Raw genomic sequence first — 23,526 nt, 5'->3', positions numbered from 1 at the left:
GCAGCCGATGCGGCCGCTCCGCCGAACGATGGCGGCGGTCAGCAAACCCGGTCGCGACGATCTGTGGCGGCTGTCGAAAACCCCGCGCGTCGATCAGGCGCGCCATCAGGCGCTGCTTGAGCGACTGGCCGCAACGGGCTTCGACATTCCGAAGATCGAACTCACGCCTCAGTAGGCCGGGTCGGTGCGCCGAGCAGTGCGGACAGCGCGGCCACCCCGACCGGCGCTTTGGTCACCCATGGCACCACGTACGTGCGCCGCGCCAGACCGGCTGCAATGCGCGCCATCTGCGCGCGTTCTCCGTCCAGACGGGCGGACAGCAGCGGATCGCGGGTGCCCGCGGCGAGTATCGACTTGTTGACGACCCAGGCATGCGGTTCGATCTGCGCGCGACGCAGATCGTCCTGCAGCGCGGCGGCCTGCGACACCGGCGTCACTTCGGGCAGCGTGACCAGGATGATGCGGGTGTAGGCCGCGTCCTGCAGGCGCATCAGCGGCGTCACAAGGTGCGCGCCGGCGCGGCCTTCGTATTCGCGCAGGGTCTGCCGGTGGTAGGCGCCGGTGGCATCCATCAGCAGCAGCGAGTGCCCGGTCGGCGCGGTGTCCAGCACCACGAAGGCGCTGCGCGCCTCGCCGACGATGCGTGAAAACGCATGAAACACGGCCACTTCCTCGGTGCATGGCGAACGCAGGTCTTCAAGCAGCAGCGCCTGTTCCTGTTCATCCAGCCCGGGCGAGCGCGCGACCATGATCTTGTCGACATAGCGCCGCGTCTCCGCCGCGGGGTCGATGCGATCCACCTTCAGCCCCGGCACCCCGGTGCCCAGCGTTGCGGTGAGGTGGGCGGCCGGATCGGTCGTGCTCAGATGCACCGACTTGCCGCGCTGCACCAGGCCCAGCGCCAGCGCCGCGGCAATCGTGGTCTTGCCGACGCCGCCCTTGCCCATCACCATGATCAGTCCGCGATCACCGGCGGCCAGTTCATCGACCAGCTTTGCCAGACAGTCGGCGGGCGGCGCCCGATCGGCCAGCGAATCGGCCACCGGCCGCGACGGCTGCGCCGGAAGCACCGGCGCGTCGGACATCAGTGCGCGCAGTGCCGGCAGACCGACGGTGTCGAACGCCCGCAGTGGCACGATGTCCTGCGCCAGCGCGCGCAGGCTGTCCGGCATGTCGCGCAGCGCCTGGCGCCCCAGCGCTTCGATGGCGGCCGCCACCTTGTCACCCGGATCGGTCGCGCGGAACAGGCCGTTGATCACCAGTCGCTGGTTGCCCAGGCCGAGCGTACGCAATTCGTCCGAAGTGCGCGCCGCCTCGCCGATGGCGCCGTGGTCGGGCCGCGTCACCAGCACCACCGTGGTCTGGCCGGCATCGCTCAGCGTGCTCAGGGCGGTGTTGAAGCGCGCTTCCTGCATCTTCAGTCCGGAGTGCGGACCGAGGCACGACGCACCGCGGTCGTTGCCGTGCAGGAAGCCGCTCCACGCCTTCGGCAGGCTCAGCAGGCGCAGCGTGTGGCCGGTGGGCGCGGTGTCGAACACAACATGATCGAAGCCGTCGGCGGCACCGGCGAGCAGGCCGGAAAACTCGTCGAACGCGGCGATTTCCGTCGTGCACGCACCCGACAGCTGTTCGCGCACGGTGGCGCGCTCGGCAGCGGTCGTGTCCGGTGCCATCCGCGCCTGCACGCGCTGCCGATACGATTCGGCCGCAGCGTCCGGGTCGATATTGAGTACCGACAGACCGGATACGCCGGGCACCGGCGTGGCCTGGTTGCTCAGCGGCACGCCGAGCATTTCATCAAGATTGGACGCCGCATCGGTGCTGACCAGCAGCACGCGCCGGCCGGCATCGGCCAGTGCGATCGCGGTCGCGGTGGACAGCGACGTCTTGCCCACGCCGCCCTTGCCCGTGAAGAACAGATAGCGCGTCGCGCCGGACAGCAGTTTCATCGTCATCGCATCGCCCTCAATGCCGCGCACGCGAAAGTTGCTGCCGCAGCCCTCTGACCTCTTCGATCAGGTCCACGACCAGCGCGGCCAGCTCCGGGTTGGCATCGAAGTCGCGTTCCATCGAGCGCAGCTGTCGAGCACGAACCAGTTCCGCGCTGGCAAAGCGCCACGCCTGGGGGTGCCCGGCGTCCATGCAGCACAGGTACCCGGCTTCGACCCGCTCGATGATCCAGCCGGGTTCGGCCGCGCAGGCCTGCGCCAGTTCGTCGAGGGTGAGCCGTGCGTCGTCAAGCAGTTCGCCGGTCAGGATGTCGTCGTGTGTCATTGCTCAGGCTCCCGCAGTGTGGCGCGGATCGAAATGCAGGTCGCGTGCCATGGTTTCGTAGAGGCGGCGCGCGGTGTCGTTGTCGGCCGGCGGCAGCACCACTTCGAGCACGACGTACAGATCGCCGGGCGGATCACCCGGAATGCCGCGCGACTTCAGACGCAGCTTGCGGCCCGTCTGCGACCCCGCCGGCACCGTCAGCGTCACCGGTCCCGACGGAGTGGGCGCTTCGATCGGCCCGCCCAGTGCGGCTTCCCACGGCGTGACCGGTACGGCTTCATGCACGTCCCGGCCGTCGATGCGATAGCGGGCATCCGGTGTGAAGCGGATTTCGAGGTAAAGATCGCCTGCCGGCGCGCCGCCTTCGCCGGGCGCACCCTGCCCGCTCAGGCGGATGTGCTGGCCTTCCTTCACGCCCTTCGGGATGCGCACTTCAAGCGTGTGGTCATCGAGCACGACCTGACCGTGTTCATTCACACGCGGCCGGCGCAGGCTGATCGTTCTGCTCGCGCCCTGATACGCGTCCTGCAGGTCGATGTCGACCTTCGCGTGGTGATCCTCGCCGCGCATGCGGTAAGCCCCCGCCCGGCGCGCACCACCCGCGCGCCCGAACAGGCTGGCGAAGAAATCGCTGTTGTCTGCCGCATCGGCACCGGAGAACTCGAAGTTGCTGTCCCAGCCCTGCGCAGGCTGGAAGGGCTGGCCCGGCTGATGGCCGCTGCCCATCTGATCGTAGAGCGCACGCTTTTCCGGGTCGGACAGCACCGCATTGGCCTCGTTGATCTCCTTCATGCGTGCTTCCGCACCCGGTTCCTTGCTCACATCCGGGTGGTACTTGCGCGCCAGCTTGCGGAAAGCCTTCTTGATGTCCTCCGCGCTTGCCTCGCGCGCGACGCCCAGTGTCTGGTAGTAATCCTTGAAGTCCACGTATGCGCTCCCTGTTCACGACTGCGCCGGCCCACGTTTCAACTACCTTCTGCAAATCGTGGCAGACCGATGATGGTCCGTCAGTACGCCCGGATACATGACGCGGATCAATGAGGCCATGCACTGTCCGATGGCCACAGACGAAGGACAGCAGCCGGATCACCCGCGTGAACGACCTGACCGCGAAGCAGGCGCGCGGAGCGGCATCGACCGCGCCTGAGCCATTCTCCGCGCACACGCACAGCGTCCCATTTGTTACTGCGTGTGCTGGCGCACCGTCGCAGGGAGCCGTGTCTGCCACACTGGCTCGTCGCACGCGGCTGTACGCATGCAGTCGAGGCAGACCCTGAACGCATCAGGCAGGTGTTCGAATGATCGTCACCCCGACGATCCTGAGAGCACGGCGGACCACCCGGAAACAACATCATGAAGAAAACCCTTGTACTCATCTCGATCGGTGCCCTTGTGGCCACCGGTTGCGCAAACCTGTCGGAAACACAGCAGCGCACGGCCATCGGTACCGGCGTCGGCGCAGCCGCCGGCGCAGCACTGGGCAGCTCACTCGGCGGGAGCGGCGGCGCGACGCGCACCGGCGCCTTGCTCGGCGCAGCAGTCGGCGGCATCGGCACCTACATCTGGTCGAACCGGATGGAAGAACAGAAACGCACCATGGAACAGGCCACCGCCGGCACCGGCGTCGCGGTTGTGCAGACCGCCGACAACCAGCTGAAGCTGGAAATCCCGAGCGACATTTCGTTCGACGTCGGCCGTGCCGACATCAAGTCGAACTTCCGCCCGGTGCTCGAGCGTTTCGCACAGACGCTGAACGCAAACCCGAACACGGAAGTGCGCATCATCGGCCACACCGACAGCACCGGCAGCGACGCGGTGAACAATCCGCTGTCGGTCAATCGCGCGAGCAGCACCCGTCAGTACCTGACCGATCGCGGCGTCGCGCCGAACCGCATCGTCATCGATGGTCGCGGCTCGCACGAACCGGTGGCCGACAACGGCAGCGAACAGGGCCGCGCGCAGAACCGCCGGGTCGAAATTTTCGTCGCCGAACCGCGCACCTGAACGTCGCAGGCGGATTGACGACCCGCTCGCAGCAGTGGCTTGAACGGAGCGACCTCATCGTCGCCCAGGGCCTGTTGGTGCTCGATCGTGCGGACCGTGATTGAATATCGACAGGCCCTGATCCGTTCACGCCCCACGCCCATCGATCAACGCAGAGGTGACCCGCGTGCCCGCCTTCCTTTCCCCATTCATGCTGCCCCGCCTTGCTCCCGGCCCCGCGCTGCGCCTGTTCGTCGTGACGTTCGGCGTCGCGCTGCTGTGCGGGCTGACCGGCTGCGCCGGCTTGGCCGCACGCGATCCGGTCCGGGTCAATCTGGTCGGCGTCGAGCCGCTGCAGGGCGAAGGCTTCGAACTGCGCTTTGCCGTCAAGCTGCGGGTGCAGAACCCGAACGACAGCGTGATCGACTACGACGGCCTCGCACTCGAACTCGACGTGAACAGCCGGTCATTCGCAACCGGCGTCAGCGACGCCAAGGGCAGCGTGCCGCGCTTCGGTGAAACGGTCATCAGCGTGCCGGTCACCGTATCGGCCCTGTCGGCCCTGCGCCAGGCACTCGGCATGACCGAAGGCAGCACGCTGGAAAACCTGCCCTTCGCGCTGCGCGGCAAACTCGCCGGCGGCACCTTCGGCACCGTGCGCTTCAGCGAAGAAGGCCGGCTCAGTCTGCCGGGTATGGCTCACGGTAACGGCAGCGCGCGCTGAACGCGGCTGATCGACCACGACACGCACTTCGGCAGCTCAGCCAGGTCCGGACAGCTATCAAGCGCCTGCGCATCCTTCACCCTGCTTCTGCCTGCCTTCGTTCTTTCCATTGTTCCGACGGGTTGCCGCAGATGACCCAGGGGGGACCCCTCCCGGCGCGCCCGTGTGAATGCTGGACAGGACCACCGGATCGCACTACCTTGATTGAAAGTGATTGGGAGTGATTCATGTCTTCAGGCGACACCCGCGTAATGACCGCCCACCTGCCCGTGGCGCTGGCCGAACAGGTTGACCATCTCGCCGCACGTCTTGAACGCTCGCGGGGCTGGGTGGTCAAGCAGGCCCTTGCCGCCTACGTCGAACGGGAAGCCGAACGCTACCGTCTGACGCTCGAAGCCATGGCGGACGTCGAAGCCGGCAAGGGCGTGAGCCATCCGGACGTGAAGGCATGGGCGGCCAGCTTGAATACGGACACGCCCGGACGTCTGCCTGAATGACGCTCAGATGGACCCGTGCGTCGCTGCGCGATCTGCAGCGGGTGCACGACGTCCTGCATCCCGTCAATCCGGATGCAGCAGCCCGCTTGATCCAGCGCCTGACCGACGGACCTGATCTGCTGCTCAACCAACCGCGCATCGGCACCCGGCTGCCGGAATTCGAGCCGCGCGAAGTGCGCTGCCTCTTCATCGGCGACTACGAAATGCGCTACGAAATCACTGCCGATCAGGTGGTGTGGATCTTGCGCGCGTGGCATACGCGCGAGTTTCGTTGATGAGTCGACAGCAGGCGCTCATTGATTGCAAAAATACTCAGTGCTTACGTTCGCCAGATACGTAGTCATCCGAAACTAGGTGTTAGCGTCAGCACATCACCGACCGCTAGATATTGTCGACATCGAAATAGTCAGAGTCGATCCGCTTGATTTCGAAGGCACTGATAGTTGAAATGCCGACGTTGTGATCGACCATGAGCGTGGCGAGTTGCTCCCCGGCGACAAGAATGATCTTCGTGCTAATGATATTTGCGTAATCCACTGCCTCGCGTGTAAAGCCCGATGTTGTGATGAAAACACCTTTGTTCGCGCGCTGTCCTTGAAGCGCTCCCGCAAACTTCTGAATCTCGGGGCGGCCTATGGTTCCTTCCCAACGTTTGGCCTGCACGTAAATCACGTCCAACCCGAGTTTATCTTCTTTGATAATTCCATCTATGCCCCCGTCGCCACTTTTGCCGATAGCTCGCCCGGCATCCCGACGGGAGCCCCCGTAGCCCATGGCTACGAGGAGGTCGATCACTAGCCTCTCAAAGAACGCAGGTGTCGAAGATTTAACTTGTTCAAGAAGCTCCGCCTCCAAATTAGCGCGTAGGCGCTGATACGCCTGCGAGAGCAGTTCCTCCGGAGTGGAGTCTGACTGGGACGGTGGAGCTTCGGTACTAGGGTCCTGAACGACTGCGGTCTCTGGCTTAGTCAGATCTTTTTGTTCACCGCGTCTCAACTTGAAATCGAGGTACTCGGAATACTGCTCAAGGGTTGAACTATCGACCCTTGGCGGCTTCTTCGCGAGGAGATCATGGCCCCGCGTGGTAATGTGAAACATGCCTCGCTTGCGTGAATCGATGAGGCCCGCCTGTTTAAGGTAAGTTCGTGCCCAGCCAACACGGTTGTCGAAAAGCGGCGCTGTTCCGCTTGGCAGCATGACATTTCGCTCGTCCTCTGTGAGGGCAAATTCGTTTGCGAGCGCGGTCACTGCATCTCTGAAGCGATGCTCCTGCCCATCCCCGGCGAGTCGTAGAAAAGGCAACATTACGGTTTGATAGTCTGGGATTGGCATTATTTGAGCTCAATGACAGGTTTTCTTTGGACGTGACGCTGAAGGATAACCACGTTCGCACGCTCATGTTCCAGGGAAAGGCCCAAGGAAACGAGTTGTGTGGCACCCCGTTCACGGACACGAGTTGAGGCATCCCAGAAAATCGCCCCCTACCCGCCCGACGAGCCATCATTCAACCCCCTGCACGATCAAGCAGCGCTCCGAACCCGGGATACCCATCTGCCGTCAGCGCGAACTTGCTGGTCGCCTTGCGGCCCTTCCGGTTGTCCTCGTCACCGGACGTGAGCCCTTCGATGAAGGCCGCACTATCCTCGATCCAGCTGCCGCCGAGCAAGGTGACGCCGCGCGCGAACAGGGCGTCGGGCAGGCAGCCGGCACTGGGGCCGACCATGGCGAACCACCGGGCGGCGTGGCAGTGGGCGAGCATGCGGTCGAGCGTGTCGTTGAGCAGCAGCGTGCTGGTGGACAGCACCTTGCCGCAGGTTTCCAGCGCCGCGGCGTCGGTCGTGACCCGCCAGCCTTCGCGCTCGCCGACGGCGCTCTCGTCCAGCTCGATCACGGTGAGCCGGGCGCCGGCGGCGACGATGCGTTCCACCAGCGGGCCGAACAGGCCGATCATGCCGATGGCGTCATCAGGCTGCGGGTCCATCCGGCCGATGGAATCGCTGCTGCCGTCGGGCCGGTAGCCGGCGCGGTCGTACAGGCAGCGGGTGATGGCGTTGGCGCAGACGAAGCCCAGGGTGCGGTCCACGCCCTGCCCGCTCACGTAGCGACGCGCCAGCGCGAGTGCGTCGGCGCCTTTCAGGTCGGTGAGGCCGGGGCCGTTGCGCAGGCGCTCCAGCGTATCGTCGAGCAGTACATACGACAGGCCGATGCTGCCGTCGTCCAGTTCCAGCGCGCAGAATTCGCCGCGGGCGTGGCCGCTCGCGCCGTCGCGACACGGTTCGTCGGGACGCGACGGCGGCAGGTGCAGCGCGCGCACGCGTGGCAAGGACATGCGCGCGGCGATGGTTTCGATCTGTGCGAGGTAGTCGGTGGCGAAGCTCATGGTGTGTCGGCCGGGTCGGGTTTCGGGAAGTGTCCGGGCTGCACCTGATCGCGGCGCAGCCCGGCGCGCACGGCGGCCGAAGCGGCTTCGCCACTGACCGTGGCGTCACGGTTTTCCGGCGTGCGCAGGGCGCCCGGAAAATACAGTGCGGTCAGGCGGTGGGTGTGCAGAGGCGAGTCGCCACTGCCGTGGGCGTGAGCGTCGTCGCCGTAGCGGCGCCAGTCGCGCACCGGATGGATGTCGTCGGCCAGTTCGAGCAAGCCGATGGTTTCGCGGTCGCCGATCAGCACGCCCTGCGCGCGCAGGCCGAGCTCCGCCTTGGCTGCATCGAGCCGGGCGACCAGTTCGGGCGTGGCGCCGAATTCGCCGTCGGACGCGATCAGCAGGTCGGCGCGCTGCCAGGCCTCATGTTCCAGTCGGGCGATGGCGCGCTCGAGCGGCCCGCAGATGTCGGTGCCACCGCGAAAGCCCTGTCCGAGAAAATGGATCAGCCGCTCGATGCCCGACGCATCGACGGCGACGTCGAGTTCCACCACCTCGTCCGGACCGCCGAAGGCGAACACGTGGCAGGCGCGACCCTGATCGTGCGCGGTGCGCACCGCTTCAAGCACCACCGCCTTGGCGACCTGACCGGCGCCGCCCTGCATCGAACCTGACGTATCGACGCACACCAGCAGCGGGCCCATTTCGAGCCGGCGATCGGATTGCAGGTCAGGGCGCGGCTGCAGTGCCGGCGCATCGAGCTGGCGCACCTCGTGCAGCCGGTCGTCGTCTTCGTAACAAAGCAACGTGCGCTCGGCGCGGCGCGCGTGCCACACGAGGCGCAGCACCGGGTGACCGAGCAGCACGGCTTCGGCCGGCAGCATGCGGGCGATGCGATCGGCGCGATGAATGCCGCGCGTTTCGCCCGGCATGTCGGGCACGCGCACGCTGCGTGATTCGGTGCGACGCGCGACGGCGTCCTCCAGCACCGTCACCGGGTCACGCTGCGCGGCGTCGGTCTCGTCCGCCGGGCGGGCACGGCCGAGCCGGCGGATGCAGCGCGCCAGTTCAGGCAGCCGCTCCAGCAGGCGGCGGATGCGCACCACTTCGCGCCAGCCCTCGCTGCGCAGCAGACCGGGAATGAGGTCCCAGCGCGCGTTCTTGCCATCGTCCGGCAGCTTGCCGAAGACATCGATCAGTTCGTCCATCTGACCGCGCCGGTCCTGCCAGTCGGATTCGAAAGCCTCGACGGCCATCCGGATGGCGCGCGCTGGCGTAGCGCCGCGGTCGCGATAGTCGTCGATGAAATCGAGATGGAACAGCAGGCTCAGCACGACGGTGTCGGTCAGCTCCCGGCGCGCGCTGCAGTACGCCGCAAGTTCCAGCGTGCAGAACGTGTCGCACAGTGCGGCGACGATGTCGGGTGAGGGCCAGCCCCAGGCATCGGCCGGCGGCACACGGCCGTCGAACAGTGCGTCGCGCAGCGCGACCAGCGCGGCCAGTCGCGGCTCGAGCGTGCCCTGCGCATGCGTCAGGCCGGACAGCCACAGCGTGCGCGGCAGCGCGTCGAGCGCCGCCAGACGCGCCTCGCGCGCTGCGAACAGGCGTTGCGGATCAGCGCTCACGCCAGCGGCTCGTGCAGCACCGGCTCCGGTACCGCATCGCCGGCAGCGATTGCGGCCTCGGCCGGCAGGCGCGGCAGATTTTCGAAGCCGCGCCGTGCATCGCGGGCGCGCGCAGCGAGATCGGCAATGGCGGACGCGGTCGCCGCGAGGTGTCGCTCGACCTGCCCCAGTTCCGCATCGTCCAGCCACAGCGTGTTGCGCCGGCAGTCCGCCAGGCTGGCGCGTTCGGCCTGCAGTTCGGCCTGATAGCCGGCGATGCGGGCGAGCAGATCATCGATCTGTGCCGTCCGCGCACCGATGTGCGCAGGGCCGTAACGACGCTGCCGGCTGTAGCTCATGCGCAATGCACCGGCCCCGCCCTTGGCGTCGCCGATCTTTTCCGCCAGGTCGGTGGCACGATTGGTGGCAACATCGGTGACAACATCGGTGACAAACTCGTCGGCCATGCCCGCCGACATGTCCGACGCGGAAAAGCGCAGCCGGCCGGCCTCGTCGTAGTCGAGATCATTGGCTTTCTGTTCCGCTTCCAGTTGCGCTTCGAAAGCCTGCACGACGCGCGCGAGGCGCGCCGGTGCGCAGGATTCGCCTACCCCGAGGTGCCGGGTCAGCCAGTCGGCCACAGCGGCCTGGCGCGTCGCGTCCGGCGCGACGCAAGCGGGCAGCAGCAGCAGATCCCACACGCGGACGGCAGTGCGGCTTTCGCTCGCAACGGCCACGCGCAGCAGCCACAGCGTCTTGACCCAGCGCCGGTCGGACACGTAGCCGCCTTCCGTCGCGAGATGGGTGCGCAGCGCAGACAGCACCGCCACGACGCCGGCCGGCAGCGCCACCTGGCGCGCTGCGGCCGCCAGCGCGGCGAGGTCTGCGTCGGCCAGCGCCAAAGACTCATCTCCCAGTGACCACGCGTCGGCGCAACCGGTGTCGAGCAGGGCGGCGAACCCCTCTGCACTGACCGGCGCGACCGGCAGACGGGTCAGGAAGCGGTCGAAGAAGGCTTCGCCCACCTCGTCTTCCGGCACGTCGTTGGTCGCGCCGATGACGCTGACCAGCGGGCAGCGCTGGCGGCCGGCGCCATTGTCGAATTCGCGTTCGTTCAGCAGCGTCAGCAGTGCGTTGAGAATGGCGCTGTTCGCCTTGAACACCTCGTCGATGAAGGCGATGGACGCGTCGGGCAGAAAGCCGGCGGTATGCCGCTCGTAACGATCCTCTTCCAGCGCGCGGATCGACAGCGGGCCGAACAGCTCCTCGGGCACGGTGAAGCGGGTCAGCAGGCGTTCGAAATAGCGTGCATCGCGAAACGCCGCACGCAGCCGGCGCGCCAGTTCGCTCTTGGCCGTGCCGGGCGGTCCGATCAACAAGGTGTGCTCGCCGGCCAGCGCGGTCAGCAGGCAGCGGCGCACGACCACACGCCGTTCGACGAGCCCGCATTCGAGTTGTCCGGCGAGCGCACGCAGACGGTCGGACAGCAGCGGGGATATCAGAGGGTTCATGACAGTCAATCGCAAATCAGGGAAAACGTTCTTCGATGAGGGTCTGCGCACGGCGCGCACTTTCGCTCGCGTCGATGCGCTGCAATGCGCCGGCACCGACGACATGAATGCCGGCTTCGGTGACGATGAAATCCATCGCCACATCGTGCGGCTGCGGATGGATGGTCGACATGCGCGACGACTCGAAGCCGACACCGATCCTCAGCGGCGGCACCGGCTGCGCGGCCAACGTGCGGTCAAAATAGCCGCCGCCATAGCCGAGCCGGTAGCCACATGCGTCGAACCCGACCAGCGGAATCAGCAGCGCCTGCGGCTGCACGACGGCGGAGTCCGTCGGCACCGGCAGGTCGAACACCCGCTTCGTCATGGTCACACCGGGCCACCATTCGCGGAACACCAGCGGCGTGGCGCGTGCCACCACGTCGGGCAGCGCAGCGCGAGCGCCTGCGTCACGCAAGGCACGGATCGCGAAGCGCGCGTCGAACTCGCCGCGGTAGGGCCAGCAGAAGCCGACGATCAGCCGGCGCAGTGCCGGGAAGCCGTGTTCAAGCAAGGCGGTGATCACCACGTTGCGCGCGGCACGCTGCACGGCCGGCACGCTTTCGCGCGCAGCGATCAGTCGCTGCCGTTCGGTGCGCCGCCAGTCCGGCAGATCGGTCAGTACGTCCACATTCAGCTCCCTGGCAGGCCCGGTTTCACAACACGCCGTGCAACAGGCCGAGTGGATGGTGAGCGCGTGCCACGCCCAGCATGAAGGCGAAGGTCAGCAGCGCCGCGATGAAACACACGAAGCGGGCCCGCGCGCTGCGCGCGCGCTTCAGCGCAAGGCTGCCCAGCACGATATAGACCACCAGCAATACGAGTTTGGTCGCCAGCCAGGGCACGACGAACGGATTCAGCTGCAGCAGGCCGAGCAACGACAGCGCGGCGATCAGCAGGCCGGCATCGATGATCTGGCTGGCGATGCGCACGCTGCGCCGCATGCTCCAGCGCGCCCCCGACAGCACGCCGATACCGCGCAGCGCGAACAGCGATCCACTCGCAATGACCAGTCCGATGTGGGCCTGTCGCGCCAGCGGATACAGGTCGATCAGGTCCACGCGAACGGCGCGTCGGCATGTCGCTCAGCCGACATCGACGGCTTCACCCGTGCGGTCGAAGGCGATCAGCTTGTCAAGCCGCCCGGTGCGGATCGCGCTGATCATGCTTTCCAGCGGAGCGTCCGCATCCGCACTGGCGGGCGCCTGGCCGTCGCGCCCGGCCAGCGCGGCCACGAACACGATAGCCCACTGCGTATCGAAGGTGGCCGTCTCTTCGAGCAGGGCCGCGAAGCCTTGCAACTCGTCGATCGTCTTGTCCACACACACGTAGGGCACCAGTGCGCCGCCCTGCCCGGCTTCGAAGCGCGCGCGCTCTTCGGCCGAGGCGTCGTCCGGCAGTTCGGCCACGGTGAATACCATCAGCAGCCGCTGCGGTTCGGTTTCTTCGCGCATGGCCGCGATCAGGCCGTCGAAAGTTGCTGTCAAGGCAGGTCTCCGCAAGATGGAATGAGAACGAGAGGAACAAGGCGGCGTTGCACAGAATGCATCATGACAGTTTGCCCCGCACGGCTGCGACCATGACAGCGCCGAACAGCACGATGGCCAGCGCATGACCGATGCCGGCCAGGGCCAGCGCAGACAGGTCGCCGGACGGGCTGGCGCCCAGGCGCAGCAACAGGCTGGCCGCCAGCAGCCACAGCGGCACCCGCGCCCAGGCCGAATACACCGGTCGCAGGCGCAGCAGTGCCGGCAGCATGATGGGCGCGTGGCCGAACACCATCGCCAGCACGAAGCCGAGCAGCACGGCGTGCAACCCGGCCGCGGGCAGCGGGCCCGGTGACAGCACGCCGTACAGCCCGAGCAGCGCACCGACCAGCAGCCACACATAGCCGACCGTCAGGCACTGCGCGACATGGCCGGGCCAGCCGGGCGCCGACCATTTGCGCGGCGCCATGTCCCAGCGCAGCAGCCACAGCGCGAGCAGCGCGCAGGCCAGCCAGAGCAGCAGTGCTGCCAGCGCCGCCCACACCGGTGACAGGACGACCGACAGCAGCACCATCGCCACCGCCAGCCCGAACAGCACGCGGGCGATGCGCGGCAGGCGGATCATCTGCATCAGTTCGCGACGTTCGCCGGCGATGGTCAGCACGAGAAAGGCGACCCAGCTCATGACGGCTGCCGCCAGGTCTCCGGCCGCCCAGACGAGCACGCCGATCAGCCAGCACAGCGCGCCGGCCATTTCGACCACGAGGTGCAGCGACCACGCGCGGCTGCGTCCGGCATGGAGGTAGAGCAGCACCAGCGCCGCGGCCGCGAATGCCCAGAGCATCTGCGCCGCGACCACGGAGCCGATCGCCCACGCGGCGAGCCCGCCGAGCCCTGCCGCCAGCGGTGACAACAGGCCGGGCAGACGCTGCAGCGCCACCGCGCGCTCGAGCGAAATGACGGTGCCGAACACGGCGCAGATCATCACCGCCCCGTGCAGCGCGACCGGCACCGCCGGTATCGGCACACCGAAACGAACCAGACCGGCGGCGATGCCGGCCAGCATGGCGGACACCGCCAGCAGCGCACACACCGCGATGCCGGTGCGCCACAGCGCGGGCGTCGTCATGCTCACCATCCGAACCGCTCGCGCAGGGCCGGGCTCATGCGGCCGGGGTGCCATGCGCAATCCCAGTCGAATTCGACCTGGACGATCCAGCCCGGCGGGCAGACGGCACGCAGCGCCGACGTGGCATCCTCGATGATCAGCTCGCCCATCGGGCAGGTCGCGCTGGTCGGTATCAGCACCACGTCGACGCGCGCCTCACCAATGACAATCGACTTGACCAATCCCAGTTCGACGATGCTTTCGACCAGTTCCGGGTCCGCAACGGTGTGCAGCGCGGCCCGCAGTTCGTCTTCGGTGGGCATCACGACACCTTCTGCCGGGTCGGGAAAGCTATCCCGCTCGCCCCGGGAGGCGCGGCCGGCGGCAGGATGTCGGCCAGCGTGTGGCGGTCCAGACGGGCGAGAAAATCCTGCAGCGCGTCTTCGAATATCCCGGCCAGACGGCAACCGCCCAGCAGCCGGCACTGACCGCCGCCATCGAGGCATTCGACCAGTCTGAAGTCGGGTTCGACGCTGCGCACCACGGCACCCAGGCCGATCGCCTCTGGCGCGTGCGCGAGCCGCATGCCGCCCCCGTTGCCGCGCACGGTTTCGATCCAGCCGGCCAGACCGAGCTGGTGGGTCACCTTCATCAGGTGCGCCACGGACACCTGATGCGCGTGCGCGACCTCGGCAATCGTGCACAGGCGGTCCGGATGCTGGCCAACGTGCATCAGCAGGCGCAGCGCGTAATCGGTCATCGTGGTCAGACGCATGGTTCAGCGCCCCGGGCGGACGATGGTCACAGGCGTGGCCACCGCCACAGCGGCCGGCGCCGGGCGATCGGCACGCGGCCGGATCATCATCGGAAGGAAGCGCCACAGATAGAGCGCGAAGGCCGCCACCCACAGCAACGCGGCAACATGCAGCAGGTGGATGGCGGCGGCGGAGGGTTGCAGCGCGAGCAGCCTGAGTACCGTGGCCACGATCACCAGCACGTAGCTGACGACCATGCTGCGATCGGTTTCCAGCGGCCGCCCGAGGTGCCCCAGTGCGGTGCGTGTGATCATGCCGATGATGAGCAGCGAAAAGCCGCCCATCGCAATCACGTGGATGTGCAGCGCCGGCCGCGCGCCGAAGTCCGCGACGGATGCTGCGGCAAGCAGCAGGCCGATGCCGAGCGAGGCGTAGCCCAGATACAGTATCCACAGCAGCGGCTTGTGCAGTACGGCCTGCGGCTTCCAGCTGAACCAGTGCTGCAGCGAAAGGGCGCCGGCCACCGCGAGCGCCAGTGCCTGCGCAACCGGGAAATCGGCCAGCAGGCACACCACGGCAACACCGCTGGCACCGAGCTGGATATGGCCGCTGCGCAGCTGCATCGGAATCTGCAGGCCCGGGACGGCGCGCATGGCAAAGAACGGAATGACCCGGCGCGCCACCAGTAGCGCGATCAGCGTCATGATCAGCAGGCCGGCGTTGAACTGGCGCATCAGCAGTGCGTAGTCGCCGTCATGCGCGGCCAGCAGGAACAGGGCATCGGACACGCCCAGTGCCAGCAGCAGAAGCGGGACGGCGTAGTTGCGCACATTGCGCGACACCACGACGGCGCGCAGCAGTGCCGCGGCAGCCAGGGTGAAGAACAGCAGTTCGGCAAGGGTGCCGATCAGGAAAGGCGCCCCGTCACCGGCGAGAAAGCCCAGCCGCGCCACCAGCCACAGTGCGCACAGGATGGCCAGCGCGCGGCCCTGCACCGGATTGATGCCGGTCCAGGCGGCGCCCGCCGTCATCAGGAAGCCGACCGCGATGGTGGCCACGAAGCCCCACAGCATTTCATGCGCGTGCCAGGCCACGCCGGCAAGCGGGCCGTTCAGCCAGTGCGGCGCGAATATCCACAGCCCGACCGCGATCAGTGCCCACAGCGCGCCGGCCAGATAGACCGGGCGAAAACCGAGTTCAAGAAAGGCGGCCCACGATGGCGCAAGCGGCAGCGGCTGTTCCGCTTCCTGTATCGACAGCAGGGTGGCCATGATCGGCTCCGGAGGTTGAATGTTGACGACTGGATTGAACATATATTGTACATATATCTTCTATCCCGTCTTCAACACCCGCTTGATCCGGATCAAGCCTGTGCAGGGTCCGGCGGCAATGGCTCAAGGTCGACATGCAGCGTCTGCGTCGGGAAGGCGATCTGCGCGCCGTGTGCCGCAATGATGTCGGCAATTTTCAGCAGCACGTCCTGCTTGACCATGTGGTACTCGGTCCACACCGTGGTGCGGGTGAAGGTGTAGATCAGGATGTCGAGCGACGACGCGGCGAAGGCGGTGAAATTGACGATCAGCGTCTGCGTGGCATCGATGTCGGGATGCGCCTGCAGCATGGCCCGGATGTCGCTCACGATGGACGCCACTTTTGGCAGGTCTTCGTAGCGCACGCCGATCACTTCGCGGATGCGCCGGTTGGTCATGCGCGAGGGGTTCTCCACCACGATGGTGGTAAACAGCGCGTTCGGCACGTAGATCGGGTTCTTGTTGAAGGCACGCACGCGCGTGTGGCGCCAGCTGATGTACTCCACGGTGCCTTCGATCGCCTTGTCGGGCGACCGTATCCATTCGCCGACACTGAAGGGCCGATCGAGGTAAATCGTGAGCCCGCCAAAGAAATTGGCCAACAGGTCCTTCGCGGCAAAGCCCACCGCGATACCGCCGATACCGCCCAGCGTCAGCACGCCGGCAATGCTTACCCCGAGCGTCTGCAGAACCAGGAGCAGCGCCGAAACGACCACCACCAGCCGACCGAGCTTGCTCAACGCATCGACCGTGGTGCGATCGATCTCGTCGCCGCGCACCAGTCGCGCGGCGACGATGTTTTCGCTGACCCGCCCGATGAAGCGCAGCAGGAACCAGCCAAGGCAGAGGACGATGCCGATGTTGCGCAACGGCACGACGTACTCGAGGAAGGGTTCGTCGACGTGGCGTCGCAATATGTCAACAGCCAGCGACAGCCCGATGAGCCAGATCACGACCAGCATGGGCCGGCTGGCGCAGCCCACCAGCGCGTCATCCCAGACGTTGACCGTACGCACCGTGACGCGACGGACGTGACGCAGCACGAACTCGGCCAGCAGGTTGGCCGCCGCCGTGACCGCCAGAATGATGATGATGCGGGCGATCCAGGGCTCGGCAAGAAAACCCAGGCCGACGCGATGGATGAACTCTGTCATGGATTGTTCCGGACGGACATTGAAGAAGAAAGAGCGCCGGGGCAGGCACTCCGGGGTGGCAGGGTGTGCCGTCAGCGCTCCGGCGGCGGTGGGGTGTCGTCAGCGCGGATGACCTCACCCTCGATCACGCGTCCGCTGGGTTGCGCCCCTTCGCCGTCGGAAAACGGCGCCGAAGCGCCCTCTCCGGCCGCCATGCGGGCGTCCATCTGTGCGCGCATCTGCTGGCGCAACGCACGGGTCTTCCACCACATCCAGCTCCAGATGACCAGGCCGAAGGCAATCGCGACAGCAATGATCACCACGGAAAACATCAGGCCGAGCACCAGCAGGATCGCACCGATCAACGCGGCGAATATCTTGCCCAACGGCCCCGCCTGCTGAATGCCGGTCGACGCGCCACGCGCGCGGGGATTGTGCCTGTTACGTTCCATGACTGCGATTCCTGTTGTCTGCAACAGACAGGACAGTACATCGCAAGCGCGGTTCTCGCCTATCGGCGCCCGCTGACGCCGGCCGTCATGCGCCCGGCACCGGCCACGCAGGTCACAGGCGCTTGTGCGGTTGTTCCACCAGATTCTGGTAGACGAAGCTCTTCAGGAAGATGTTGGTCTGTGCATTGACATCGGAAAATTCGACGCCGTAGGCGGCCTCGCCGGTGTCGACGATGTCGTGCGTATTGCGGATGGTTGCGCTGACCACCACGCGGGTGCGCACCTTGTGGATGTCGAGAATCAATTCCAGGGAAATCGTTTCCCCGATGACACGCGGCGGGTCCCAGGCGCGCAGTTCGGCACCGGTGGCACTGAGGTTGGTGACCGTGGTCGACACCGGCTCGGCGCCATCAAGCACACGCGCACTGATGGTCGTGGCAATCCTCTCCGCATTGCGGATCTGGCGCATCGTGATGCGGCGCGGAAACTGCAGGTGCAGGTACTCGAAGGGGCTGACCGAGCGCTTGCCCACGGTGGTCGAGAAACCGTAGGCATGACGGCCCGAAAACGCGCGCACCGCAAATTCGTCGCCTTCGATCGGCGGGCCGGCCCAGGCGCGGGTGTCGGGCATGGTGACCAGCACGCTCACATCGTTGACGTAGCCGATCAGCTTGACCATTCCGAGCTGCTCGCCGAGCTTCGGCGGCGGTTCAAGAATGAGCCGGTCGCCGATCTTGAGACCGATGTCCTTGAACAGCACGTCCTTGACGACACCGGGCGCATTGACGCCCTGCGCCACCGCCTCGATCATGCCCGCTTCGCTGTTGTTCATCGTTTTGCCGGAATCAGTGGTCGATGCTGCGCAGCATCGGAAATTCGGAACCCGGGCGGCTCGCGCCGTGCCCGCTCAGGTCAGCACAACAAATTCTTTATCGATAACGGTCAGGAATGACGATTCCTTTGGGAACTGTTTCTCGGAATGCACGCTGAACGGGCAAATACCCGCTGCGCTGAATCGGCTTGGTGCCCCGATCGACCCGCGCCGCGAGCGGCCGGAAGGAACGAGGCTGCGCCGTCTCGCGTCGATGAAGCGCGACATCGTCGCAATTGACCGAGCGCTCAACGCCCGCGGAACACCGGTGCGCGCTTGTCGGCGAACGCCGTCACCCCTTCGACGAAATCCATCGTCGCAGCGCAGCGCGCGAAAGCCAGCGCCTCGGCCGCGAGTTGCGCGTCGAGTGACGGGCCGGCAGCCACCAGCAAACGCTTGATCTCGGACAGCGCATGGCGCGGCCCGTGGGCGAAGTGCGCGCTGCGCGCCTGCGCTGCGGCATCCAGCCCGGCGACCGGCACCACCTGTTCGACCAGCCCGAGAGCCAGCGCTTCCGGCGCCGCAACACGCCGCGCCGACCACATCAGTTCGCGCGCGCGCCGCTCGCCCAGCGCCTGCATCAGGAACACCGACTGGCCACCGTCGCACGGCAGTGCCAGCCCGGTATAGGCGGTGCTGAACACCGCATCGGCGGCGGCGATCACGCAGTCGGATGCCAGCGCGAGCGACAGCCCGTAACCGGCGCAGGCGCCCTGCACCACCGACAGCACCGGCTGGTGCGCGCGGCGCAGCGCGAGGATGACCGGATTGACCCAGTTCTCGATCAGTGCCCGGAAGGCATCCAGTCGCGCCGGCGCCTCCAGATACAGGGTGGCGCGGAAATCGTTGATGTCGCCGCCAGCGCTGAAGCAGCCGCCCGCGCCACGCAGCACCAGCACGCGGCAGTCCGGGTCGGCCAGGCTGGTATCCACCGCCCGGCGCATGGCCTGCAGCATGGTGACCGAAAATGCGTTGCGCCGTGCCGGGTTTGAAATGGTGATCGTCGCGATGCCCTGTTCGCACGCGCTGAATATGTGGCCGTCCGCCTGATCGTTCATCGAACCCTCCCTGTCATCGCGCTGCTTACGGCGGTGTGACGCCGGCCGGCAGCAGCACCCACATGCGGCCCTGCTGGCGCATGCGGCCTGCCAGTGCGCCGGCCTCCGGACCGAAACCCCAGAAGAAATCGGCGCGCACGCCGCCCTTGATGGCGCCACCGGTGTCCTGCGCCATCATCAGGCGACGCAGCGGGTCGGCGCTGTTCGGGCGTGTCGTGTCCAGCCACACCGGCGCGCCCAGCGGCACGCTGCGCGGATCGACCGCGATCACCCGTTCGCCGGCAATCGGTACGCCGAGCGCGCCGAGCGGGCCTTCCGGCAGACCGGGGGCCTGCTTGCCGATGGGCAGTTCGCGGAAAAACACGTAGCTCGGGTTGGCTGCCATCATCGTCGCCACCCGCGCCGGGTTGGCGCGCGCCCACTGACGGATGCCCTGCATCGACGCCTGTTCGAGCTTCAGCTCGCCCTGATCGACCAGCCAGCGACCGATCGACTGGTAGCTGTGGCCGTTCTGGTCAGCATAGCCCACACGCACACGGCTGCCGTCCGGCAGTTCCACCTGGCCGGATCCCTGAACCTGCAGGAAGAACACATCCAGCGCATCGGCCGCCCAGAACAGCACCTTGCGGTCGAATTCGGCCGCGCGCGCATCGAGTTCGCTGCGCGACCAGTACGGCACCACCTTGCGCCCCTCGACACGACCGCGCAGTCGCAGATGCTTCAGATCCGGATGCAGGCTGGCGACATCGATCACCAGCAGATCGTCGGGCACCGCGTGAATGGGGTGCATATACATACCGCCGCGCGTGCGGCTCGCCTGCAGCAGCGGTTCGTAATAGCCGGTCACCAGCCCCTGGTCGGTGCCGTCGCCATTGAGCAGCTGCCACGGGCGGAAAGCCGATTCGAAGAACGCCCGCACCGCAGCGCTGTCTTCCCGGGCGAGTGAGCCGAGTGCAGCGCAGGGTGAGCGCCACTCGGCACGACTGGCCAGTGCGCTGCAGCTGGCGCGCAGCGCCGGCAGCGCCTCGCGCAGATCGTCGTCGGCCCAGCCTTCGAGCGCAGACCACTCGGCGGCGACCAGACGTGGCGGCAGCTTTGCCTCGGGCACCGGGGCAACCGGCGGGCAGACCGGGCAGGCGGCGCACGTCGGGCAGGTCGGGCAGACCTGCGGCGTCACGGCGGCAGGCTGCACATCGGGGCACGACGGCACGACGGGAGAACTCGCCGGCCCTGGCCGCGGAGCCGAGCCGCAGGCGGCGAACAACGCGGTGGCCGAAGCGAGCAAGGCGAGCCGGACGCCGCGGCGGATTTGCTGGAACATCGTGATGTGCTTTAGATTGGCGCGCCCGCAGACGCTGAGGGTGCAATGATAACGAGCAGCGGTCCTGCCGGACGGCTGCATTGAAGACTGACGTTTCGCAGACACTTCACCCATGTGGATATTCCTCCTCGAAGCCGGCGTTGCGCTGGCCCTGCTGCTGTTCATCCTGTGGTGGACGCTGCCGCGCAAGGAAAAGGACGCCTCCGACACCGAGCCGCCGAAAGCGCTCACCGACAACAAGGACGACCATGACAGACCGTGACGGTTTCGAAAGCCTGATCGCCCGCGCGCATGCGCTGTTCGATCGCCTCGAACACATGATCCCGGCGCCGCCGGCGCCACCCGACTGGAAGGCGACCGCCTACCGCTGGCGGCGCAGCAACGGCCGCGGCCGGCTGGAAGCAGTCGCCCACCCGCACAAGCTGCGCCTGTCCGACCTCAAGGACATCGACGTGCAGAAGGCGCGCATCACCACCAACACCAAGCAGTTCGTCGAAGGCAAGCCGGCCAACAACGTGCTGCTGACCGGCGCGCGTGGCACCGGCAAGAGCTCGCTGGTGAAGGCGTTGCTGAATGATTTTTCGAAGAAGGGCCTGCGCCTGATCGAGGTCGACCGCGACGATCTGGTCGACCTGCCCGACATCACCGACCTGATCGCCAACCGGCCCGAGCGCTTCATCATCTATTGCGACGACCTGTCGTTCGAATCCGGCGAGCCCGGCTACAAGGCGCTGAAAAGCATCCTCGACGGCTCGGTGTCGGCGGTGCTCGACAACGTGCTGATCTACGCCACGTCGAACCGGCGCCACCTGATGCCCGAGTACTTCTCCGAGAACAACGAAGCGAAGCATGTCGACGGCGAAGTGCATCCGGGCGAAGCGACCGAAGAGAAGATTTCGCTGTCCGAGCGCTTCGGCTTGTGGCTGTCCTTCTACCCCTTCGATCAGGAGGCATATCTGGACATCGTGCGGCACTGGCTGAAAAAGCTCGGCGTGCCGCCGGACCAGATCGAAGCCTGCCGCGCCGATGCGCTGCGCTGGACGCTGGAACGCGGCTCGCGCAGCGGCCGCGTCGCCTGGCAGTTCGCGCGCGACTGGGCGGGGCAGCACGCGGCACAGTGAGCGCATCGAGGGCCGGCGCATGACCGAACGCAAACAGGTCGCCGTCGCGGCGGCCGTCATCTTCCGGGACAGCGCACGCGGGCGGGAATTCCTGCTCGGCCAGCGCGCGCCGGGCACCTTCTATCCCGGCTACTGGGAGTTTCCCGGCGGCAAGGTGGAAGCGGGCGAAGCGCCGGTCGATGCGCTCAAGCGCGAGCTGGACGAGGAACTGGGCATCACGGTCACAGCCTGTTCGCCCTGGCTGACGCTGTCGCACGAATACGAGCACGCCTTCGTGCGGCTGCATTTTTTCCGGGTCGAAGCCTGGCAGGGCGCGCTGCAGGACCATGTACACAGCGCGTTGAGCTGGCAGCAGCCCGATGTGCTGACCGTCGGGCCGATGCTGCCGGCCAACGGTCCGGTGCTCAAATCGCTGCGCCTGCCCGGTTTCATGGCCATCACCCACGCCTGGCAGATCGGTCATGCGGCGCAGCTCGACGCCATCCGCCGGGCTTGTGCACGGCAGCGGCTGCTGCTGCAGATCCGCGAACCGGTGATGGATGACGCGACGCAGGCCTTCGCCGCCGAAGCGATACGGCTGGCGCACGCCGGCGGTTCGCCTGCCGTACTCAACGGCGAGCCGGCGCTCGCCCGCACGCTGGGGGCGAACGGCGTGCATCTGAAGTCGTCACAGCTTGCCGCGCTGGCGGCCCGCCCCGACTTCGAATGGGTGGGCGCGTCCTGCCACTCGGCTGACGAACTGGCGCAGGCTGCGCGGCTCGGCCTCGACTACGCGGTGGTCGGCCCGGTGCTGCCGACCGCCACCCACCCCGATGCGACGGGCCTGGGCTGGAGCGCGCTGACGGCGCTGGTTGCGGCATGCGGCATTCCGGTGTTTGCCATCGGCGGGCTCGACGCCTCGCACAGGCAGGCGGCGCACGCCTGCGGCGCGCACGGCGTCGCCGCGATCCGCGGCGCCTGGACGCCATGACAGCGCGCCGCCTCTTTCTTCGTCAGTGCGGCGCCATCGCCCTGGCAAGCGCGCTGCCGACGGCACTGCGCGCGGCGACCAGCCCGTACGATCACGGCCTGTTGTGGAAGATCACGCTCGGTGACGCGCCGGTCAGCCACCTGTTCGGCACGCTGCACAGCGGTGAGCCGCGCGTGCTCGACCGGGCTGCTCCGCTCTACACCTATATAGACGCAGCGCGCGTATTCATGCCGGAACTGGTGGCCGACGCAGACGCCGTGAACGCCTTCATGGCGGCCAGCACCTCGGATACCGACGAGCTGCCGAAAAAGGTCGGCAGCAAGCACTGGCCGCGGGTGTCGCAAATGCTTGCATTGCATGGCGTCGACGAACGCGTGCAGCCGCGGTTGCGCCCGTGGGCGGCGCTGGTGACGCTGCTGCAGCCGGTCGGCGGCGCGCAGCCCACGCTCGACGAGGTGCTGGTGCGCCGCGCGCGCGCTGCCGGCCGGAAAATCCTGCCGATCGAGAATGTGCAGGAACAGATCGATGCGATCGCGCGCCTGCCCGACGCGACCGTCATGGCACTGCTGATCGACAGCGCGCGCCGGCACGACGCGATACAGGCCGGTGTCGCGCCGATGACCGACGCCTGGCTGGCCGGCGATACCGGCGAGCTGGCGCGCATCAACAGCCGGCTGATCGGCGATGACAAGGCGCTGCGGCGCCACGCCGACCTGTTCATGCAGTCGCTGCTCGGCCGGCGCAACGCACGTTTTGCGGAACGCCTGCTGCCGCAGATCCGCGAAGGCGGCATATTTGCGGCTTTCGGCGCCTCCCACCTGACCGGCCCTGACGGCGTGCTCGCGCGCCTGCTGCAGGCCGGCTGTACCACAGACCGCATCGCCTGACTCCAGTTTTCCGCGCCTGTGCCGTGAATCTCCTGGCAAGTTGCCTCGCCCGGCCACTC

Annotated in this window: 29 protein-coding genes; 9 read left to right on the top strand and 20 right to left on the bottom strand. The window is 67.0% G+C overall.

The genetic code is table 11. From position 1 onward, the window contains the following. Positions 1-7: 7 nt before the first annotated feature. Entirely contained in the window at positions 8-175 is a 168-nt protein-coding gene (locus tag Q8Q80_RS17385; RefSeq protein ID WP_305634127.1) for a lipocalin family protein, read from the top strand. On the opposite strand, the gene arsA is transcribed toward Q8Q80_RS17385, so the two are convergent. Genes arsA through Q8Q80_RS17370 form a run of 3 tightly spaced genes read right to left on the bottom strand, consistent with a single transcriptional unit; the run spans position 162 to position 3,201 of the window. Then, positions 162-1,955 (bottom strand): arsenical pump-driving ATPase, encoded by a 1,794-nt coding sequence (gene arsA / locus Q8Q80_RS17380; RefSeq protein ID WP_371132783.1) that lies wholly within the window; start codon positions 1,953-1,955, stop codon positions 162-164. The two genes, Q8Q80_RS17385 and arsA, sit on opposite strands and share 14 nt — an antisense overlap. Before the next feature lie 10 nt (positions 1,956-1,965). Beyond that, entirely contained in the window at positions 1,966-2,274 is a 309-nt protein-coding gene (locus tag Q8Q80_RS17375) for a chaperone modulator CbpM (RefSeq protein WP_305634126.1), read from the bottom strand. 3 nt (positions 2,275-2,277) lie between these two features. Continuing rightward, the gene (locus Q8Q80_RS17370) at positions 2,278-3,201 is read right to left on the bottom strand and encodes a DnaJ C-terminal domain-containing protein (protein ID WP_305634125.1); all 924 of its coding nucleotides are present in this window, start codon (positions 3,199-3,201) and stop codon (positions 2,278-2,280) included. A 426-nt stretch (positions 3,202-3,627) separates the two neighbouring features. On the opposite strand from Q8Q80_RS17370, the gene Q8Q80_RS17365 reads away from it, so the two are divergent. From Q8Q80_RS17365 to Q8Q80_RS17350, 4 genes are all read left to right on the top strand, one after another. After that, the gene (locus tag Q8Q80_RS17365) at positions 3,628-4,278 is read left to right on the top strand and encodes an OmpA family protein (protein WP_257092439.1); all 651 of its coding nucleotides are present in this window, start codon (positions 3,628-3,630) and stop codon (positions 4,276-4,278) included. A 190-nt stretch (positions 4,279-4,468) separates the two neighbouring features. Continuing rightward, positions 4,469-4,981, top strand: a complete 513-nt coding sequence (locus tag Q8Q80_RS17360; protein ID WP_305634124.1) for an LEA type 2 family protein — start codon at positions 4,469-4,471, stop codon at positions 4,979-4,981. Between the two features lie 227 nt (positions 4,982-5,208). Next, on the top strand, positions 5,209-5,478 hold the full coding sequence (locus Q8Q80_RS17355) for a CopG family ribbon-helix-helix protein (RefSeq protein WP_305634123.1): 270 nt from the start codon (positions 5,209-5,211) through the stop codon (positions 5,476-5,478). After that, entirely contained in the window at positions 5,475-5,753 is a 279-nt protein-coding gene (locus Q8Q80_RS17350) for a type II toxin-antitoxin system RelE/ParE family toxin (protein ID WP_305634122.1), read from the top strand. The genes Q8Q80_RS17355 and Q8Q80_RS17350 overlap by 4 nt, the downstream gene beginning before the upstream one ends. Before the next feature lie 106 nt (positions 5,754-5,859). Here the strand turns inward: Q8Q80_RS17350 and Q8Q80_RS17345 are convergent, their stop codons facing one another. The 17 genes from Q8Q80_RS17345 to Q8Q80_RS17265 form a co-directional block, all read right to left on the bottom strand. Continuing rightward, on the bottom strand, positions 5,860-6,810 hold the full coding sequence (locus Q8Q80_RS17345) for a restriction endonuclease (RefSeq protein ID WP_305634121.1): 951 nt from the start codon (positions 6,808-6,810) through the stop codon (positions 5,860-5,862). Between the two features lie 172 nt (positions 6,811-6,982). After that, positions 6,983-7,858, bottom strand: coding sequence for a Rossmann-like domain-containing protein (locus tag Q8Q80_RS17340; RefSeq protein ID WP_305634120.1), 876 nt, complete (start codon positions 7,856-7,858; stop codon positions 6,983-6,985). After that, positions 7,855-9,465, bottom strand: coding sequence for a VWA domain-containing protein (locus Q8Q80_RS17335; protein WP_305634119.1), 1,611 nt, complete (start codon positions 9,463-9,465; stop codon positions 7,855-7,857). Before Q8Q80_RS17335 ends, Q8Q80_RS17340 begins: the two co-directional genes overlap by 4 nt. Further along, positions 9,462-10,955 (bottom strand): AAA family ATPase, encoded by a 1,494-nt coding sequence (locus Q8Q80_RS17330; protein WP_305634118.1) that lies wholly within the window; start codon positions 10,953-10,955, stop codon positions 9,462-9,464. The genes Q8Q80_RS17335 and Q8Q80_RS17330 overlap by 4 nt, the downstream gene beginning before the upstream one ends. 16 nt (positions 10,956-10,971) lie before the next feature. Further along, positions 10,972-11,625 carry a 5-formyltetrahydrofolate cyclo-ligase gene (locus tag Q8Q80_RS17325; protein ID WP_305634117.1) on the bottom strand — a complete coding sequence of 218 codons (654 nt, stop codon included), beginning with the start codon at positions 11,623-11,625 and terminating at the stop codon, positions 10,972-10,974. 25 nt (positions 11,626-11,650) lie between these two features. Further along, on the bottom strand, positions 11,651-12,055 hold the full coding sequence (locus tag Q8Q80_RS17320) for a SirB2 family protein (RefSeq protein WP_305634116.1): 405 nt from the start codon (positions 12,053-12,055) through the stop codon (positions 11,651-11,653). A gap of 24 nt (positions 12,056-12,079) precedes the next feature. Further along, positions 12,080-12,481, bottom strand: a complete 402-nt coding sequence (locus Q8Q80_RS17315; RefSeq protein ID WP_305634115.1) for a ribonucleotide reductase subunit alpha — start codon at positions 12,479-12,481, stop codon at positions 12,080-12,082. 61 nt (positions 12,482-12,542) lie between these two features. Continuing rightward, positions 12,543-13,610: a hypothetical protein gene (locus tag Q8Q80_RS17310; RefSeq protein WP_305634114.1), complete on the bottom strand. Its 1,068-nt coding sequence runs from the start codon at positions 13,608-13,610 to the stop codon at positions 12,543-12,545. Between the two features lie 2 nt (positions 13,611-13,612). Next, positions 13,613-13,912 carry a metal-sulfur cluster assembly factor gene (locus Q8Q80_RS17305; protein ID WP_305634113.1) on the bottom strand — a complete coding sequence of 100 codons (300 nt, stop codon included), beginning with the start codon at positions 13,910-13,912 and terminating at the stop codon, positions 13,613-13,615. Further along, positions 13,912-14,364 (bottom strand): Rrf2 family transcriptional regulator, encoded by a 453-nt coding sequence (locus tag Q8Q80_RS17300; protein WP_257092420.1) that lies wholly within the window; start codon positions 14,362-14,364, stop codon positions 13,912-13,914. Before Q8Q80_RS17300 ends, Q8Q80_RS17305 begins: the two co-directional genes overlap by 1 nt. Before the next feature lie 3 nt (positions 14,365-14,367). Next, on the bottom strand, positions 14,368-15,615 hold the full coding sequence (locus Q8Q80_RS17295; RefSeq protein ID WP_305634112.1) for an NnrS family protein: 1,248 nt from the start codon (positions 15,613-15,615) through the stop codon (positions 14,368-14,370). Between the two features lie 92 nt (positions 15,616-15,707). After that, entirely contained in the window at positions 15,708-16,808 is a 1,101-nt protein-coding gene (locus tag Q8Q80_RS17290) for a mechanosensitive ion channel family protein (protein ID WP_305634111.1), read from the bottom strand. Positions 16,809-16,879: 71 nt separating this feature from the next. Continuing rightward, positions 16,880-17,239: a hypothetical protein gene (locus Q8Q80_RS17285; protein ID WP_305634110.1), complete on the bottom strand. Its 360-nt coding sequence runs from the start codon at positions 17,237-17,239 to the stop codon at positions 16,880-16,882. Positions 17,240-17,351: 112 nt separating this feature from the next. Next, a complete protein-coding gene (locus Q8Q80_RS17280) occupies positions 17,352-18,071 on the bottom strand; it encodes a flagellar brake protein (protein WP_305634109.1) in 720 nt (239 codons plus the stop codon). A gap of 75 nt (positions 18,072-18,146) precedes the next feature. Beyond that, positions 18,147-18,338: a hypothetical protein gene (locus tag Q8Q80_RS17275; protein WP_305634108.1), complete on the bottom strand. Its 192-nt coding sequence runs from the start codon at positions 18,336-18,338 to the stop codon at positions 18,147-18,149. Positions 18,339-18,358: 20 nt separating this feature from the next. Continuing rightward, positions 18,359-19,168 carry an enoyl-CoA hydratase-related protein gene (locus tag Q8Q80_RS17270; protein ID WP_305634107.1) on the bottom strand — a complete coding sequence of 270 codons (810 nt, stop codon included), beginning with the start codon at positions 19,166-19,168 and terminating at the stop codon, positions 18,359-18,361. 25 nt (positions 19,169-19,193) lie between these two features. After that, a complete protein-coding gene (locus Q8Q80_RS17265) occupies positions 19,194-20,489 on the bottom strand; it encodes a murein transglycosylase A (RefSeq protein WP_305634106.1) in 1,296 nt (431 codons plus the stop codon). Positions 20,490-20,601: 112 nt separating this feature from the next. Between Q8Q80_RS17265 and Q8Q80_RS17260 the strand changes: the two genes are divergently transcribed. Genes Q8Q80_RS17260 through Q8Q80_RS17245 form a run of 4 tightly spaced genes read left to right on the top strand, consistent with a single transcriptional unit; the run spans position 20,602 to position 23,467 of the window. Beyond that, the gene (locus Q8Q80_RS17260; protein WP_257080157.1) at positions 20,602-20,751 is read left to right on the top strand and encodes a hypothetical protein; all 150 of its coding nucleotides are present in this window, start codon (positions 20,602-20,604) and stop codon (positions 20,749-20,751) included. Then, the gene (locus Q8Q80_RS17255) at positions 20,738-21,610 is read left to right on the top strand and encodes an ATP-binding protein (protein ID WP_305634105.1); all 873 of its coding nucleotides are present in this window, start codon (positions 20,738-20,740) and stop codon (positions 21,608-21,610) included. The genes Q8Q80_RS17260 and Q8Q80_RS17255 overlap by 14 nt, the downstream gene beginning before the upstream one ends. Before the next feature lie 19 nt (positions 21,611-21,629). Further along, complete coding sequence (locus Q8Q80_RS17250) at positions 21,630-22,580, top strand: Nudix family hydrolase (protein WP_305634104.1); 951 nt, start codon at positions 21,630-21,632, stop codon at positions 22,578-22,580. Continuing rightward, on the top strand, positions 22,577-23,467 hold the full coding sequence (locus Q8Q80_RS17245; RefSeq protein ID WP_305634103.1) for a TraB/GumN family protein: 891 nt from the start codon (positions 22,577-22,579) through the stop codon (positions 23,465-23,467). The genes Q8Q80_RS17250 and Q8Q80_RS17245 overlap by 4 nt, the downstream gene beginning before the upstream one ends. The last annotated feature ends 59 nt before the right edge of the window (positions 23,468-23,526 follow it).

The organism is Methyloversatilis sp., from assembly GCF_030698125.1.
Classification (GTDB): domain Bacteria; phylum Pseudomonadota; class Gammaproteobacteria; order Burkholderiales; family Rhodocyclaceae; genus Methyloversatilis.
The sequence above is the reverse complement of the archived record's forward strand: the minus strand, read 5'-3'. Positions and strand labels throughout refer to the sequence as shown.

What these genes read in the sequence shown, in the direction of transcription:
- Q8Q80_RS17365 (WP_257092439.1), top strand. Translation starts at nt 3,628, where the DNA reads ATGAAGAAAACCCTTGTACTCATCTCGATCGGTGCCCTTGTGGCCACC.
- Q8Q80_RS17355 (WP_305634123.1), top strand. Translation starts at nt 5,209, where the DNA reads ATGTCTTCAGGCGACACCCGCGTAATGACCGCCCACCTGCCCGTGGCG.
- Q8Q80_RS17360 (WP_305634124.1), top strand. Translation starts at nt 4,469, where the DNA reads ATGCTGCCCCGCCTTGCTCCCGGCCCCGCGCTGCGCCTGTTCGTCGTG.
- Q8Q80_RS17305 (WP_305634113.1), bottom strand. Translation starts at nt 13,912, where the DNA reads ATGCCCACCGAAGACGAACTGCGGGCCGCGCTGCACACCGTTGCGGAC.
- Q8Q80_RS17310 (WP_305634114.1), bottom strand. Translation starts at nt 13,610, where the DNA reads ATGACGACGCCCGCGCTGTGGCGCACCGGCATCGCGGTGTGTGCGCTG.
- Q8Q80_RS17340 (WP_305634120.1), bottom strand. Translation starts at nt 7,858, where the DNA reads ATGAGCTTCGCCACCGACTACCTCGCACAGATCGAAACCATCGCCGCG.
- Q8Q80_RS17300 (WP_257092420.1), bottom strand. Translation starts at nt 14,364, where the DNA reads ATGCGTCTGACCACGATGACCGATTACGCGCTGCGCCTGCTGATGCAC.
- Q8Q80_RS17350 (WP_305634122.1), top strand. Translation starts at nt 5,475, where the DNA reads ATGACGCTCAGATGGACCCGTGCGTCGCTGCGCGATCTGCAGCGGGTG.
- Q8Q80_RS17345 (WP_305634121.1), bottom strand. Translation starts at nt 6,810, where the DNA reads ATGCCAATCCCAGACTATCAAACCGTAATGTTGCCTTTTCTACGACTC.
- Q8Q80_RS17255 (WP_305634105.1), top strand. Translation starts at nt 20,738, where the DNA reads ATGACAGACCGTGACGGTTTCGAAAGCCTGATCGCCCGCGCGCATGCG.
- Q8Q80_RS17265 (WP_305634106.1), bottom strand. Translation starts at nt 20,489, where the DNA reads ATGTTCCAGCAAATCCGCCGCGGCGTCCGGCTCGCCTTGCTCGCTTCG.
- Q8Q80_RS17385 (WP_305634127.1), top strand. Translation starts at nt 8, where the DNA reads ATGCGGCCGCTCCGCCGAACGATGGCGGCGGTCAGCAAACCCGGTCGC.
- Q8Q80_RS17260 (WP_257080157.1), top strand. Translation starts at nt 20,602, where the DNA reads ATGTGGATATTCCTCCTCGAAGCCGGCGTTGCGCTGGCCCTGCTGCTG.
- Q8Q80_RS17280 (WP_305634109.1), bottom strand. Translation starts at nt 18,071, where the DNA reads ATGAACAACAGCGAAGCGGGCATGATCGAGGCGGTGGCGCAGGGCGTC.
- Q8Q80_RS17275 (WP_305634108.1), bottom strand. Translation starts at nt 18,338, where the DNA reads ATGTCGCGCTTCATCGACGCGAGACGGCGCAGCCTCGTTCCTTCCGGC.
- Q8Q80_RS17250 (WP_305634104.1), top strand. Translation starts at nt 21,630, where the DNA reads ATGACCGAACGCAAACAGGTCGCCGTCGCGGCGGCCGTCATCTTCCGG.
- Q8Q80_RS17285 (WP_305634110.1), bottom strand. Translation starts at nt 17,239, where the DNA reads ATGGAACGTAACAGGCACAATCCCCGCGCGCGTGGCGCGTCGACCGGC.
- arsA (WP_371132783.1), bottom strand. Translation starts at nt 1,955, where the DNA reads ATGACGATGAAACTGCTGTCCGGCGCGACGCGCTATCTGTTCTTCACG.
- Q8Q80_RS17270 (WP_305634107.1), bottom strand. Translation starts at nt 19,168, where the DNA reads ATGAACGATCAGGCGGACGGCCACATATTCAGCGCGTGCGAACAGGGC.
- Q8Q80_RS17295 (WP_305634112.1), bottom strand. Translation starts at nt 15,615, where the DNA reads ATGGCCACCCTGCTGTCGATACAGGAAGCGGAACAGCCGCTGCCGCTT.
- Q8Q80_RS17245 (WP_305634103.1), top strand. Translation starts at nt 22,577, where the DNA reads ATGACAGCGCGCCGCCTCTTTCTTCGTCAGTGCGGCGCCATCGCCCTG.
- Q8Q80_RS17290 (WP_305634111.1), bottom strand. Translation starts at nt 16,808, where the DNA reads ATGACAGAGTTCATCCATCGCGTCGGCCTGGGTTTTCTTGCCGAGCCC.
- Q8Q80_RS17375 (WP_305634126.1), bottom strand. Translation starts at nt 2,274, where the DNA reads ATGACACACGACGACATCCTGACCGGCGAACTGCTTGACGACGCACGG.
- Q8Q80_RS17330 (WP_305634118.1), bottom strand. Translation starts at nt 10,955, where the DNA reads ATGAACCCTCTGATATCCCCGCTGCTGTCCGACCGTCTGCGTGCGCTC.